The sequence below is a fragment of the Amycolatopsis sp. PS_44_ISF1 genome (assembly GCF_032335455.1).
Taxonomy (GTDB): domain Bacteria; phylum Actinomycetota; class Actinomycetes; order Mycobacteriales; family Pseudonocardiaceae; genus Amycolatopsis.
On record NZ_JANUXO010000003.1, the window covers coordinates 383,681 to 396,900 of the forward strand.

Consider the following 13,220-nt stretch of genomic DNA (forward strand, 5'->3'; position numbering starts at 1 on the left):
CGCCTCCCTTTCCGGACCGCCGCCGGGGTGATCCGGCGGCCGGGTCATCGGCCGTCCACCCGGTGGATCAAGGTCACCCCGTCTCGCAGCGGGAGCAGGACCTGCTCGACGCGCGGGTCGGCGGCCACCGCGGCGTTGAACTCCGCGATCGCCGTCGCGTTCGGCGATCGCCGGCCGGTCCACGGCTCGCCCTGCATCAGCGTGTTGTCCACGCACACCACCCCGTGCGCGGACAACAGGTCCCGCTCCAGCACCGTGGCGAGGTAGCCCAGGTACCCCGCCTTGTCCGCGTCGAGGAACACGAGGTCGAACCGGTGGCCGGTCGCGCCCAGCTCGGCCAGCGTGGCGGCCGCGGGGCCGATCCGGACCTCGATCCGGCCGCCGCACCCCGACGCGCGGAAGTGCTCCGCCGCGAAGGCGGCCGCGGCGGGATCGAGCTCGCAGGCCACCACCCGGCCTCCGGCGGGCAGGGCCTCGGCCATGGCCAAAGCCGAGTAGCCGGTGAACATGCCGATGTCGAGCACCCGGCGCGCCCGGGTCAGGTGGACCAGGGTCTTGAGCAGCTGGCCTTCGACGTGCCCGGAGAGCATCTCCCGCTCCAGCACCACCGCGGCCCGGCCGGTCCCGCTCCAGTCGTGCCCGGCCGTCGCCGCGGCCAGCGCCCGCAGCGCCGGTGACTCCGGGGTGGTGTGCCGTTCCAGGTAGGGGTCCAGTCCCGCGGCGAGCTGTTCGGCTTCGCGGACCGCCCGCTCGATCTCGGAGGAGACCCCGGCCTCGTCGAGCAGCGCGGCGAGGCGGTGGAGCCGGGCGGCCAGGATGCCGATCGGGGTGACCGGACGGGCCGCGGGCGGGGCGGCGCTCACGAGGCGGGCCCGATCGCGCCTTCGGCGGCCAGGAACGGATTCAGCCCGATCCCGTCGCGGTCGTAGATCCGGCAGGTCTGCCGGTGCGCGCTCAGCGCCTCGGTCAGCTCGATCTCGGTGAGGTCGTTGACGAAGTCGCAGTGCCCGATCGGGCGCGGGACCGCGGCGCGTTGCCGGCCGTCGCGGGTCTGCACGATCTGGGCGGTGGCCCGCGCCAGCAGCTCGGGGGTCAGGTGCTCGCTGTCGAGCGAGAGCCCGAGTTTGGTCAGCAGCCACAGGATCCGGTCGCGTTCGCCGGCGGAGATGTAGCCCCGCCGCTGCGCGATCGTCGTGGACAGCGCCATGTCGACGGAGATCGCGTGGCCGTGGAAGAACGGGACCGCCGGGGTGAGCTCCAGGGTGGGGCTCCAGGTGTGGCCGAAGGCGATCACCCGGTCCAGATCCAGTTCGTGCAGGTTCGGCACCTCGAGCTCGAGCATCGTCCTGATCGCCCCGTGGGTCAGCCGATCGGCGATCCGGCGCAGCTCCGGGGTGCCGTCCAGATGACCGAAGCGGGTGCTCACCAGATCCTCGGCGTACTTCTCCAGCAGCTCGAACAACTCGGCGTTGCCGACGGTGGCGATCTTGACCAGCTCGGCCATGCCGTTGCGGATCTGCTCGGCGGGCAGCGTCCGCAGGAAGGAGAAGTCCAGCAGCACCTGGTGCGAGGCGTGGAAGGCCCCGAGCCGGTTCTTGGCGCTGCCGTGGTTGACCGCGACCTTGATCGCCACACTGGCGTCGATCAGCCCGATCAGCGTCGTCGGCACCCGGATGTAGTTGGTCGAGCGGCGGAACACCGCGCAGGCGAAACCGGCCACGTCGGTGGTCAGCCCGCCGCCGACGACCAGCACCGGTTCCTTGCGCACCAGGCCGAACTCGCCGAACACGTCCACGATCCGCTCGGCGGTCCGCAGGGTCTTGCCGGTCTCGGAGACCACGAGCGGGTACAGGACCAGCGCGATGCCGTGGTGCTCGAAGTAGGCGCGGATCCGCTCGCCGTAGAGCTGCGCGACGGTGGCGTCGACGATCGCGAGGCAGCGGTTCCACTCGCGGTAGGTCTCGGCGAGCCCGGTGTTCGCGACGTCGAACACCCCGTCGACGAGGGTCAGGGTGTAGCTGATCGGCTGGAGCGCTTCCACGGCGAAGGACGAGTCCGTGGTGGTCAGCGCGTGCGTGGCCTCGGTGGACATGAGGTGGCCTCCCATTCAGCGGTGCTCGCCCGCCGCGGCGAGCTCGCCGAATTCGAGCTGCCGCACGACCTTGGTGTCGCCGAAGTCGTGGTCGCGGGTGTTCTCGTTGGGGAACGCCACCACCGTGATGCCGGCCGCCCGCGCGGCCTCGACGCCCCCGAGGTTGTCCTCGACGGCGACGCATTCACCGGGCTCACGGCCCAGCTCGTCCAGGGCGAGGCGGTACACCTCCGGTGCCGGCTTGGGCTGCTCGGCATCCTCGGCGGCGACCACGACGTCGAAGTCCGCGGCGCGCACCTGCGGTTCCAGCGTGTCCAGCAGCGCCGTGACGTTGGCGCGCGCGGTGCTGGTCACGAGCCCGACCGGCCACCCCCGCGACTTCGCGCCGGCGATGACCTCGGCCACCCCGGGACGCGCGCTCAGCCCGGCCGTGGCCAGGTTGCGCTGGAACAACGCGGACTTGGTGGCGTGCACCGCTTCCGCGTCGACGGTCTCGCCCTGCGACCGGGCGTACTCGGCCACCCGGTCCCGGCCACCGCTCTTCTCCAGCAGGGCGCGATAAGTTTCGGGATCCCATTCCCAGCTCAGGCCGTGCTCCCGAAAGGCTTGATTGAAAGCCTCGCGCTGGAGCTCGGAGCTGTCGGCGAGCGAACTGATGGAGCCGAAAAGAACAGCGAACATGGAAATCTCCAAGGTGGGTGTGCTGATTCTCCAAGGTGCTCCCGGGCGATAGCGCCTTCGGGAGCCTCCGCGTCAGCGGACTTCACGAGCCCTCAAGGATCGGTATTCGAGCCAGGAATGATTCTGGCACGGAAAGCACCGGCGCGCGAACCGGCGGAATCCCCGGCGCGCGCGGTACCGGCGGGAAAATCGGTGGTTTAAAACGGGAAAATCAGCTCTGCGTCAGGATGGCGACCCGGATAGACCAGACCCCGCCCCGTTTGCCGTAGCCGGTGGTCCGGCCTGCGGGTCCGGGGACCACCGGCCGCGAACCATCCGCGGCTAGGCTTTCTCCAGCGACCACCCGGTTTCGCCGCGGCACGGGCGGCACGGGCGGCACGGGCGGCTCGGGCGGCTCGCACGGCTCGGACGGGGGAAAAGAACGGGTCGAACTCGACGATCGTGGACCCGTTACCGCGCGGCTGCACGTGCATAACTCCGGTTTATCGGCCCCAGTGGGTGAAATCCCGGAAATCGAAGGGTGTACCCCGCCCGGAACCACCGCCACCGCCCGGCCGCCGGTGATCGTGCCCCGGCGCGCCGGGCGGGGTGAAAGGGCCCGCCGCCGCCCTCGTTCAGGCGGAGTTCGCATCCGCGAGCTGTCCGGCGACGCTGCGGGGCTCGCGGCCCAGCAGTTCGGCGAGCACCGGGTCGACCGCCGCGAAGCGGCCTTCGCGGGCGGCCTGGAAGGTGGTGAGCGTCATCCGCGCCATCGCCTCGGGAGTGCCGGCGGCGACCTTGGCCGCGATCCAGGTTTCGTCGTCCAGCGTCACGCGCGTGATCTCACGGCCACTGGCCGCCGACGCCAGCGCGGCGACGTCGTCGAACGTCACGGCCCGGCCGGCCGTGAGCGTGACCGGGCCGTCGAAGGGGCGGTCGCCGGCCAGGATGACCGCCGCCGCTTCGGCGGCATCCGCGCGATCGGTCCAGGAGACCGGTCCGTCGGCCGGGGCGGTGATGGTGCCGGTCTGCGGCCACGGACCCAGCAGCCAGGCGAGGCTGTGGGCGTAGAAGCCGTTGCGCAGCGCGGTCCACGCCACGCCCGAATCGGCCAGGAGCTGTTCGGTGGCGGCGTGGTCACGAGCCGGGCGGAACGGGCTGTCGGCCCCGGCGCCCTGGTGGCTGGTGTAGAGGATGCGCCCGGCTTTGGCGGCGACGGCGGCCTCGATACCGACGCGGTGCAGCGCGACGGCGTCGGCGTGCGGGTCGTTGGAGGAGACGAGCAGCACCTGCTCGGCGCCCTCGAAGGAGTGCCGCAGGGCGGCCGGGTCCTCGTAGGACCCCTGGCGGACCCGCACCCCGCGGTCGGCGAAGGGCTGTGCCTTGGCGACATCGCGGACGCTGACGCCGATCTGCTCGGCGGGCACGCGCGCGAGGAGGTGTTCGACGGTGGCACCGTTCAGGGCGCCGGTCGCTCCGGTGACGACGATCACGAGGGTCTTCCTTTCGTTACCGCGGTGCGCCGGGCCCCGCGGAGAGGTTTCGGTGAGTTCAGTGGTCGCGCAACAGCGGCAGGAGGATGTCGTCGACGAGGTGCTCGAGGAACGGTTCGTCGCACGCTTCGCCCGCGATCACGATGCGGTGGACGATCACCGCCGGAGCGACTTCGGCGAAGAGCCCGGCCGCCCGGGGCGAGAGCCGCTCGCCGGGCCGGGCGGCCTCGAGCAGCGGCCCGCCGGTCATCGCCGCCTCGTCCCGGCGCAGGATGCGGCGCATCTCCTCCGCCAGCCGCGCATCGCTGCGCATCCCGGCGAACAGGGCCCCCAGCAGGCCGATCTGCTGCTCGGCGATCTGCCGGCTCAGCCAGGTGACCAGCCCGAGGAGGTCTCCTCTCAGCTCGCCCGCGGCCGGCGGGGGAGGCGTGGCGGGGGAGCGATGCTCGACCGCGGCCGCGACCAGCGCGGCCTTGTCGCGGTAGCGGCGGTAGATCGTCGTCTTCGCGGTCCCGGCCCGGCTCGCGACCGCCTCCATGGACAACTGCTCGTAGCCCACCTCGGTCATCAGCGCCAGCGTCGCTTCGAGGATGGCCAGACCACGGCTGGTGTCGCGCGGCCGCCCCGGGCCGCCCCTGCTCGAACCGGTCGGTGCGCTCCCCACGGGTCACCTCCCTTTCGATACGCTACGGTTTCGTATCGAAAATAACCCGGAACGGTCCCGTGGTCAATTCGGGCCCGGTGGTGTTCGTCTCGTCGGCCGGCTCCTCCGAACCCTCGCGCGCCCCGGCCGGACCGAGGGGATCGGTCCGGCCGTGGCGCGCGAGTGGGCCTGGCGGGCTCAGACGCTGACGCGCCAGTTGCTGTTCGGGGCCGGGACCTCGAACCGCAGCGACGAGCAGTCGTAGCTGCCGGGGTTCGGGTGCGCGGTGGGCCGCAACGGCGAGTTCGACGGGGTCGCCGCCACCCAGCTCCCGCGGACGCGCAGCTTCAGGGAACTGGACTCGAACACCTTGCCCCGGGCGTCCGCGCAGTAGTACGCCTCATCGGTCGAAGGGTCGACCGTCGAGTACAGCTCGAAGATGTCCCAGCCTTCGTCGAGACCGCTCTGGTCGCTCCCGCTCTGGGTGAACAGGGTGTCCCACGCGCCGGTCTTCACGTTGTAGAGCGAGGCGGTCCAGCCGTTGCTGCCGGAATTGGTCTTGACCTCCTGCACGGTGTAGGCCGGGTGCCCGTCCACCGTGCTGGTGTAGCGGGAGAGGAACGAGCTGTCGATGGGCACGACCTTCGCCGGGGACACCGACCGGCACCAGTCCCAGGCCCAGACCTGCCCGGCCTGGCCGAGCCCGTAGGCGGTGACGACCTCGATGCAGGAGTGCCCGGTGGGCTTCACGGTCGGTGCGTAGACGACGTCCGAGCTGTTCGAAATCCGCAGGTCCGGTACCACGCTGTGGGTCACGACCAGTCCGTCCGCGCCCGTCGAGAGCTGGGGCTCGGGTCCCCAGAAGGTGTGCTGCTGCGCGTCGGGCCGGGCGGTGCCGGCCCGGTGCGCCTGGGTCCGGCGCATCTGGAGGAACCGGTCGGCGGCGGGCCCGGCCGCGGCTTTCGCGGCGGCGCCGGTGAGTCCGGGCACCACGCCGCCGGCCGGCGCGGCGGAAGCCGGCGAGCTGCCGGCGGCGGCCGTGACGGCCGCGGCGATCAGGAGGGAGGTGAGCAGGGCAGGGAGTTTCCGCATCGAGGCATCTCCTCGTCGGTGGCGAAGGGCACGCGCGGACGGCGGGGAGGGGGAGTGGGGCCGGTCCGCGAGAACTGGATGTTAGGTCCGCGATTCCGTTACCTGGCACCGACTTTCGGCGGGTCTTCGGTATCACCGCTGGTGGGGGTGGTCATCGGGTTTTTTCCGCCGGCCGGGTTATGCCGCCATTCGGACCAAGACCGCGCCCGCCCCGGGCTTTCGATCCACAATGGACGTCCGGCGCCCGGCCGGGACGCTCAGGCGCGGGCGGCCACGCGGACCAGTGCGGCCAGCGCCCGGGAGCGGCTGTGCGGCGGCCAGGCGATGACCGTCGTCACCGCCGGTGCGTCCAGGACCGGCACGGCGGTCAGGCCCTCGGACAGCGTGGTGCGGCTGGATTCGGGCAGGACGACGGTGGTGCGTCCGAGGGCGATGAGCTGGAACAGCTGCGTCAGGTTGTGCACTTCCGCGCCGGGGCCCTGGGGGTAGCTGCCGTCGGGCCCGGGCCAGCGGGCGAGCGGGAGCTCCGGCCGCCCGGTGACCTCGGCCAGCCTCAGGTGCGGCCGCAGCGCGAGGGGGTGGGCCGTGGGCAGGACGGCGATCTGGGCTTCGGTGGCCAGGACTTCGGTGTCGAACCCGGTCGTCGAATCGAAGGGCTGGTGCAGCAGGGCGACGTCGGCCCGGCCGTCGCGGAGGGGCTGGTGGGGCTGGGATTCACAAAGCAGCAGTTCGACGGCGGCGGCGTCCGGTTCGGCGGCGTACGCGGCGAGCAGTTTCGCCAGCCGTTCGCCACCCGCGCCGGCCTTGGCGGCCAGGACGAGGGCGGGGCGGCTCGCCGTGGCGTGCCGGGTGTGCCGCTCGGCCGCGGCCAGCGCGGACAGGATCGGGCGAGCCTCGGCCAGCAGCACCGCACCGGCCTCGGTGAGGCCGACCCGGCGGCTGGTGCGTTCCAGCAGCGCGACGCCGAGCCGCCGTTCCAGCCGGGCGATCGTGCGCGACAGCGGCGGCTGGGCGATCCCCAGCCGCCGGGCGGCGCGACCGAAGTGCAGTTCCTCGGCGACCGTGACGAAGCATCGAAGCTCCCGGGTCTCCACCGGCCCAGGCTACCGGGCGATCGATGCCGCCCGGGTATCGCTGCGGGTTCGCCGGTGGTGTTGGTCCCCGGCCGGTTCGCCGCCACGATCGAGGGCATGAGCGAACAGACGATCGCACTGGTCACCGGGGCGAACAAGGGAATCGGTTACGAGATCGCGGCCGGGCTCGGCGCGTTGGGCTGGAGCGTCGGCGTCGGGGCCCGCGACGAGCAGCGTCGCGCGGACGCCGTGGCGAAGCTGCGCGCGGCCGGGATCGACGCGTTCGGCGTGCCGCTCGACGTCACCGACGACGCGAGCGTCACCGCCGCGGCGGCCCTCATCGAGGAGCGGGCGGGACGGCTCGACGTGCTGGTCAACAACGCCGGTACCGCCGGGGCGTGGCCGGATCCGCCCTCGACCCTCACCCCGGCGGCCTTGCGGGCCGTGGTGGAGACCAACGTGATCGGCGTCGTCCGGGTCATCAACACGATGCTGCCGCTGCTGCTCCGCTCCGGGCACCCGCGCATCGTCAACCAGTCCAGCCACGTCGGGTCGCTGGCCCGGCAGACCGATCCCGGGGCCGGCTTCGGCGCGGCCAGCGGGGCCTACTCGCCGTCGAAGACGTTCCTCAACGCGGTCACCGTCCAGTACGCCAAGGAGTTCGGCGACACCCTCAAGATCAACAACGTCTGTCCCGGCTACGTCGCGACCGACCTCAACGCGTTCCAGGGGACCAGCACCCCCGCGGAGGGCGCCCGGGCCGCCATCCGGCTGGCCACCCAGGCGGACGACGGGCCGACCGGGGGCCTGTTCGACGACGCCGGACCCGTGCCCTGGTAGCCCGCCCGCCGGTTCTCATGCTTTCGGCCAGGGTGCGCGCACAAGATCGTCCGCTCGGTCGAGGGCCCCCGGCGCCGGGGCGCCTACCGTGTTCGCCGTACGGACGACGCGGAGGTAGTGATGGACGAGAAGACCCACCGGCGGTTCACCTTCATCCCCGGCACCCGGGGCGGCTGCTGGTTCAGCCTGGTGGCCGGCGTGCTCCTGCTGGCCCTGGAGGTGGCCGACCTGACGACCCACACGGTGGGCAACGTGTACCTGACCGTCCTCGTCGCGGTCCTGGCCGTCATCATGATCGTGCTCGCGGTCGTCGGTCTGGCCGTGCCGCGGTTGCGGGGGCGCTGACCCCGGTCCCTCGGCCGCCCGGCGTCGCTACCCTCCGCCCTGGCGAAGGCGGAGGGTCCGCGTGGCCCACCGGTTCCACTGCTCCGGTTCGGTGGCGCACAGCTCGGTCAGGTGCCGGGCCGAGCGCGGGAAGACGATCACCTCTTCGTTGCGATCCACGCCGCCGACGATCTCGTCCGCGGCCTCGGCCGCGGAGATCGCGTCGGCCGGGACGTTCGCGTCACCGGCCGCGGACCGGCTCGTGCGGGTCGTTGCCGGGGTGTGCAGGATGGCTTTGGCGAAGATGTCCGTCGCGACGTTCCCGGGGCACACCACGCTGACGCGGACCCCGTGCGGCGCGGCTTCGATCCGCAGCGTCCTGGACAGCCCGACCACCGCGAACTTGGTCGTGTTGTAGAGGGTCTGCCCGGGGACGGGCACCAGCCCGGCCACCGAAGCCGTGTTCACGATGTGGCCGTGGCCCTGCGCGGTCATCACCCGGTAGGCCGCGGTGGTGCCCTCGATGACCGAGCGCAGGTTGAGCTCGAGGATCCGGTCCCTCTGCTCGGGGGTGGCCCGGTCGAACGGCAGGGTGCCCCCGATACCGGCGTTGTTGAACAGGTAGCCGAGCCCGTGGCTTGCGGCCACGTCCTCGACCAGGCTCGTGAGGCGCCCGCGCTCGGTGACGTCGACCCACCGGCCGGACGCGCTTGCGCCTTCGGCCTCGACCGCCGCGATCGTGGCTTCGAGGCCGGCCTGGTCGAAGTCGGCGACGACCACGGGCACCCCCCGCCGGGCGAGGACGAGCGCGAGCGCGCGTCCGATCCCGGCGCCACCGCCGGTGATCAGAGCCGCCCCCGGCCCGTTCCCGTTCCCGGACGGGCCGGTCATCGGAAAATCCGTTCAGGCATTCAGGTCCCATCCAGTGCTTCTCCGCCCTCACGGTACGCGGCCGTCGGACGAGCGGCGGCGCCGTCGCTTCGGACGGGCGCTTAAGCTGGTGATCGTGACCAAGCACAAGTGGACCGCCGCTGATCTTCCCGACCTGAGCGGGCGCACGGTCGTGGTGACGGGCGCGGCCAGCGGGGTGGGCCGCGGCACGGCGGCGGCCTTCAGTGCAGCGGGGGCGCGCACGGTGCTCGCGGTGCGCGACGTCGCGGCCGGTGAGCGGGCGGCGGCCGCGATGCCCGGGGACACCGAGGTGCGCCAGCTGGACCTGGCGGACCTGGCGTCGGTGCACGCGTTCGCCGGGGCGTGGCGGGGCGGGATCGACGTGCTGGTCAACAACGCCGGGGTGGCGATGACCCCGCACGGCCACACGGCGGACGGGTTCGAGCTGCAGTTCGGCACCAACCACCTCGGTCACTTCGCGCTGACCAACCTGCTGCTGCCCTCGATCACCGACCGCGTGGTCACCGTGGCTTCCGGGGCGCACAAGGCGGGCAGGCTCGACCTCGACGACCTCGACTACGCCCGCTCCGGCTACCACCCGGCGAGGGCCTACGGCCGGTCGAAGCTGGCGAACCTGCTGTTCACCCTGGAGCTGGAACGGCGGTGCCGGGAAGCCGGTTCGCCGGTGCGCGCGTTGTCCTCGCACCCCGGCTATTCGGCGACCAATCTCGGGACCAAGGGCCGCAACGCGCAGCTGGTCAAGATCGTTCACCTGGCCGGTCGCTACCTCGCGCAGACCGAGGCGCAGGGCGCGCTGCCGTCGCTGTACGCCGCGACCCAGGACCTGCCGGGCGCCAGCTACGTCGGCCCGGACGGGCGTTACGAGCTGCACGGGCACCCGGCGCTGGTCGGCCGGTCGGCACCGGCCAGCGACCCGGTGCTGGCGCGGCGGCTGTGGGAGACGTCGGAGCGGCTGACCGGGGTGGGTTTCCCGCTGAGCGCGAAGCCCTGACCGGATGCGATCGGCCCGGTCACTGCGGAAGGAGACGCGATGGTCCGCGAGGAAGTGAGCTTCGGAGCCGCCGGGCAGCGCCGGGCGGCCTGGTTCTACCGGCCGGAGACCACCGGAACCACCGAGACCGCCGAGGCGGTGCCGGGGGTGGTGATGGCGCACGGGTTCGGGGCCGTCCGGGCGCTGGGGCTGGACCGCTACGCGCGCCGGTTCGCCGCGGCCGGGTTCGCCGTCCTGGTGTTCGACTACCTGGGTTTCGGTGACAGCGAGGGGTTTCCCCGGCAGGTGCTCGACATCGACGCGCAGCTGCGGGACTGGTCGGCGGCGGTGGACGATCTGCGCGGACGGCCCGGGGTCGATCCCGATCGGGTGGCCCTGTGGGGGTCGTCCTTCAGCGGGGGCCACGTGGTCTCCCTCGCGGCGCGGGACGCCCGGGTGGCGGCCGTGGTCTCCCAGGTGCCCTACCTGGGGCTCGTCCGCAAGCGCGCGCTGCCCCAGCCGAGGCTGGTCAAGCTCGTGCTCAAGGCGCTGGCGGACCGGGTGGCGGGGGCCCGGTCCCCGGTGCTGGTCCCGGCGATCGGGGAGCCCGGGTCCGGCGCGCTGCTGTCGATGCCGGCCGCCGAGGCCCGGTTCCGCTCGCTGCTGGAGCCGGGCGCGCAGTGGCGCAACGCCGTCGCCGCGCGGATCATCCTGCGGCTGCCGGGCTACCGGCCGGGCACCGTGGCGGGGGAGATCGCCTGCCCGGTGCTGTTCTGCGCGTGCGAGGACGACGACATCACGCCCCGGAGCCTGATCGTGGCCGCGGCCGGGGCCGCACCCCGGGGCCGCCTGGTCACCTATCCGGGGGAGCACTTCGGGATCTACCAGGGCGAGGTGTTCGAGCGGGCGGTGCGGGACCAGACCCGGTTCCTGACCGAGCACCTCACGCGCGGGCCGCGTCCACGACCGTGACCGGGGGCCGGGCCCAGTGCGGTTCGGAGCTGGCCGGTGGTGCGCGTTGCTGCGCGAGGCGCCGTGGCCGTTCGACGGGAAGTACGCGGGCGCCGCGGCCGAGGCCGTTCCCAAACGGCCCGGCTGGACGAGGGCGCGCGCCGGTCGCCCCGGGTCGGGGCGAAGACCTACCGGCCCCGCCCCAGCAGCGCGGTCAGGCATTCGGCGTGCGCCCGGGCCGTGGCGTCGCGGACGCGCGGCAGGCAGGCGGCGAGCGGGCCGTCCGGGGACCAGACGAGGGCGAGCGTGGAAACCGTGGCCGCGCACTGCAACGGGCGGTAAGCGGTGTCCGGCATCGGGGTGGTCGGCGGGGTGGTCAAGGTCAGGATTCCCGCGCCGTGGCCGAGGCAGAGCGCGGCCCATTCGGTGCTCGCGTAGCTCAGGCGCGGGTCGGCGCCGGAATCGGTGAACGCCGCGAGCACCGCCCGGGTCAGCGGCTGCGCCGCCTGGTCGAGCAGCACGCACCGGTACCCGGACAGCGCCGCCGGGGTGAGCAGGTCCGGGACGCCGAGCGGATGGCCGTGCGGAATGCCGACCAGCAGCGGTTCCGCGGCCACCGCCGTGCCCGCGAGGCCCGGCTCGCCCGCGGGGACCGGCGCCGGCTCGTGCCCGGCGGGACACCGCACCAGCGCCAGGTCCAGTTCCCGGCCCAGCAGGGCCTCGGCCGGTTCCGCCCCGGGATCGAGGATCCGCACCGAGAGCTCGGCGGCCGGGTCGAGCGCGGTGAGTTCGCGGACCAGCCCCGGCAGGACGGGACTGGCCACCGCGGCGATCCGGATCCGGTCGTACCCGGGCCCGGCGGCCGCGGCGGCCAGCATCCGGTCGAACTGCGGGACCACCACCGCGGCGTGTTCGAGCAGCAGCTCCCCGGTTTCGGTGAACAGGCCGCCGTCCGGGCCGTCGGCCAGCAGCGCGGCGCCGGCCATGCGTTCCAGGCGCTGGAGGCGCGAAGCCAGTTTCGCCGGCGTGGTCCCGAGCACGGCCGCCGCCGCGGTCACGCTCCCGGCCTCGGCGACCGCGACGAGGATCTTCAGCTGCCGCAGCTCGATGTCCGGTGGTCCCCAGGCCGGGGTCAGCTCGTGCGGGCGGCCAGCCACGGCAGTTCCCCCACCCGCCCGCGCGGACCGGGAATCCGGCCGCGGTCCTCGTAGGAGGCTTCGAGGATCAGCTCGGCCAGCAGCTCGACGCGACCGGCGACCGGGCTGTCCTCGCGGTAGAGCAGGAAGTGGCTGGTGCGCACCAGCAGGTCCGGGATCGGCCGGTGCACGACCCCGGGCGCCAGCGGACGCGACTGCTGCACCAGCGTCACATCCCCTTGGTAGCGCACGATGTCGTCGCGCGGTCCGGAGACCGGCACGTGGTGCGCGATCACCGGGGCGAAGCCGAACGGCCCGCAGACCCGGGCGAGGAACTCGCGGCAGCGATCCGGGCCCACCGAGGAGATCCACCGCTCGTGCTCCAGCTCGGGCAGGTGCACCGCGGGCTGCGAAGCCAGGGGGTGCCAGTCCGGCAGCATCACCATCAGCGGGTCTTCGACGAGGTCGACGCGGCCGGTGTCGGCGGGCAGCTCCACGTCGCACTGTTCGGACAGCACCGCGAGTTCGAGGTTCCCGCGGCCGAGCCAGTCCAGCACCTGCGCGGTCGATTCGGCCGTCCGGATCTCCGCCTGGTCGCCGAGCCCGGCGCCGTCCAGGGCGTTGAGCAGGAAACCGGAAAACGCGGTTTCGGCCCAGCCGACGCGCAACGCGCCGGCCCGCTGGGCGCACTGGTGCGCGAGGTCCGGGCCGATCCGCGCGGTCCGCGCGAGGATCCCTTCGGCGTAATCGAGAATGAGCTGCCCGAACGGCGTCGGCCGCACCCCGGTGCGTTCCCGTTCGAACAGCGGGCGGCCGAGCAGTTCCTCGACCCGCCGCAGTTCACGGCTGAGCGCGGGCTGCGGCAGCACCAGTTGGGTGGCGGCCCGGTTGAGGCTGCCGGCTCTCGCGATCACCTGGAGGTGACGCAAATGCTTCAGTTCCAACTCCACGGATGATCACGGTATGACGCCGGGCCGGTCGGGTGCACCGGCGAAAGTAGGAAATGCTCCTTCCGAAGCGCGGATTCCACCGCG

The 13,220-nt window shown here is 73.0% G+C and carries 14 protein-coding genes; 4 read left to right on the forward strand and 10 right to left on the reverse strand.

Annotation, left to right across the window (positions count from 1 at the left end; translation table 11 throughout):
- Positions 1-44: 44 nt before the first annotated feature.
- From NYF13_RS28050 to NYF13_RS28080, 7 genes are all read right to left on the reverse strand, one after another.
- Entirely contained in the window at positions 45-863 is an 819-nt protein-coding gene (locus tag NYF13_RS28050) for a class I SAM-dependent methyltransferase (protein WP_315660806.1), read from the reverse strand.
- Positions 860-2,092 (reverse strand): sedoheptulose 7-phosphate cyclase, encoded by a 1,233-nt coding sequence (locus NYF13_RS28055; RefSeq protein WP_315660807.1) that lies wholly within the window; start codon positions 2,090-2,092, stop codon positions 860-862. Before NYF13_RS28055 ends, NYF13_RS28050 begins: the two co-directional genes overlap by 4 nt.
- A 15-nt stretch (positions 2,093-2,107) precedes the next feature.
- Positions 2,108-2,773 carry an HAD-IA family hydrolase gene (locus NYF13_RS28060; RefSeq protein ID WP_315660808.1) on the reverse strand — a complete coding sequence of 222 codons (666 nt, stop codon included), beginning with the start codon at positions 2,771-2,773 and terminating at the stop codon, positions 2,108-2,110.
- A gap of 614 nt (positions 2,774-3,387) precedes the next feature.
- A complete protein-coding gene (locus NYF13_RS28065) occupies positions 3,388-4,245 on the reverse strand; it encodes an NAD(P)H-binding protein (RefSeq protein ID WP_315660809.1) in 858 nt (285 codons plus the stop codon).
- A gap of 58 nt (positions 4,246-4,303) precedes the next feature.
- Positions 4,304-4,909, reverse strand: a complete 606-nt coding sequence (locus NYF13_RS28070) for a TetR/AcrR family transcriptional regulator (RefSeq protein ID WP_315660810.1) — start codon at positions 4,907-4,909, stop codon at positions 4,304-4,306.
- Between the two features lie 177 nt (positions 4,910-5,086).
- Positions 5,087-5,980 carry a carbohydrate-binding protein gene (locus tag NYF13_RS28075; protein ID WP_315660812.1) on the reverse strand — a complete coding sequence of 298 codons (894 nt, stop codon included), beginning with the start codon at positions 5,978-5,980 and terminating at the stop codon, positions 5,087-5,089.
- A 257-nt stretch (positions 5,981-6,237) separates the two neighbouring features.
- Entirely contained in the window at positions 6,238-7,074 is an 837-nt protein-coding gene (locus NYF13_RS28080; protein WP_315660813.1) for a LysR family transcriptional regulator, read from the reverse strand.
- Between the two features lie 96 nt (positions 7,075-7,170).
- On the opposite strand from NYF13_RS28080, the gene NYF13_RS28085 reads away from it, so the two are divergent.
- Entirely contained in the window at positions 7,171-7,893 is a 723-nt protein-coding gene (locus tag NYF13_RS28085) for an SDR family NAD(P)-dependent oxidoreductase (protein WP_315660814.1), read from the forward strand.
- Between the two features lie 120 nt (positions 7,894-8,013).
- Complete coding sequence (locus NYF13_RS28090) at positions 8,014-8,238, forward strand: hypothetical protein (protein WP_315660815.1); 225 nt, start codon at positions 8,014-8,016, stop codon at positions 8,236-8,238.
- Between the two features lie 27 nt (positions 8,239-8,265).
- Here the strand turns inward: NYF13_RS28090 and NYF13_RS28095 are convergent, their stop codons facing one another.
- Positions 8,266-9,108 (reverse strand): SDR family oxidoreductase, encoded by an 843-nt coding sequence (locus tag NYF13_RS28095; RefSeq protein WP_315660817.1) that lies wholly within the window; start codon positions 9,106-9,108, stop codon positions 8,266-8,268.
- A 115-nt stretch (positions 9,109-9,223) separates the two neighbouring features.
- Between NYF13_RS28095 and NYF13_RS28100 the strand changes: the two genes are divergently transcribed.
- Positions 9,224-10,120: an oxidoreductase gene (locus tag NYF13_RS28100; protein ID WP_315660819.1), complete on the forward strand. Its 897-nt coding sequence runs from the start codon at positions 9,224-9,226 to the stop codon at positions 10,118-10,120.
- Positions 10,121-10,159: 39 nt separating this feature from the next.
- Entirely contained in the window at positions 10,160-11,071 is a 912-nt protein-coding gene (locus NYF13_RS28105) for an alpha/beta hydrolase (protein ID WP_315660820.1), read from the forward strand.
- A gap of 167 nt (positions 11,072-11,238) precedes the next feature.
- Here NYF13_RS28105 and NYF13_RS28110 read toward each other — a convergent pair whose 3' ends face one another.
- Both NYF13_RS28110 and NYF13_RS28115 read right to left on the reverse strand, forming a co-directional pair.
- On the reverse strand, positions 11,239-12,207 hold the full coding sequence (locus NYF13_RS28110; RefSeq protein WP_315660822.1) for a LysR family transcriptional regulator: 969 nt from the start codon (positions 12,205-12,207) through the stop codon (positions 11,239-11,241).
- On the reverse strand, positions 12,183-13,136 hold the full coding sequence (locus tag NYF13_RS28115) for a LysR family transcriptional regulator (protein ID WP_315660823.1): 954 nt from the start codon (positions 13,134-13,136) through the stop codon (positions 12,183-12,185). Before NYF13_RS28115 ends, NYF13_RS28110 begins: the two co-directional genes overlap by 25 nt.
- Positions 13,137-13,220: the final 84 nt, after the last annotated feature.

What these genes read in the sequence shown, in the direction of transcription:
- NYF13_RS28090 (WP_315660815.1), top strand. Translation starts at nt 8,014, where the DNA reads ATGGACGAGAAGACCCACCGGCGGTTCACCTTCATCCCCGGCACCCGG.
- NYF13_RS28060 (WP_315660808.1), bottom strand. Translation starts at nt 2,773, where the DNA reads ATGTTCGCTGTTCTTTTCGGCTCCATCAGTTCGCTCGCCGACAGCTCC.
- NYF13_RS28085 (WP_315660814.1), top strand. Translation starts at nt 7,171, where the DNA reads ATGAGCGAACAGACGATCGCACTGGTCACCGGGGCGAACAAGGGAATC.
- NYF13_RS28075 (WP_315660812.1), bottom strand. Translation starts at nt 5,980, where the DNA reads ATGCGGAAACTCCCTGCCCTGCTCACCTCCCTCCTGATCGCCGCGGCC.
- NYF13_RS28105 (WP_315660820.1), top strand. Translation starts at nt 10,160, where the DNA reads ATGGTCCGCGAGGAAGTGAGCTTCGGAGCCGCCGGGCAGCGCCGGGCG.
- NYF13_RS28095 (WP_315660817.1), bottom strand. Translation starts at nt 9,108, where the DNA reads ATGACCGGCCCGTCCGGGAACGGGAACGGGCCGGGGGCGGCTCTGATC.
- NYF13_RS28055 (WP_315660807.1), bottom strand. Translation starts at nt 2,092, where the DNA reads ATGTCCACCGAGGCCACGCACGCGCTGACCACCACGGACTCGTCCTTC.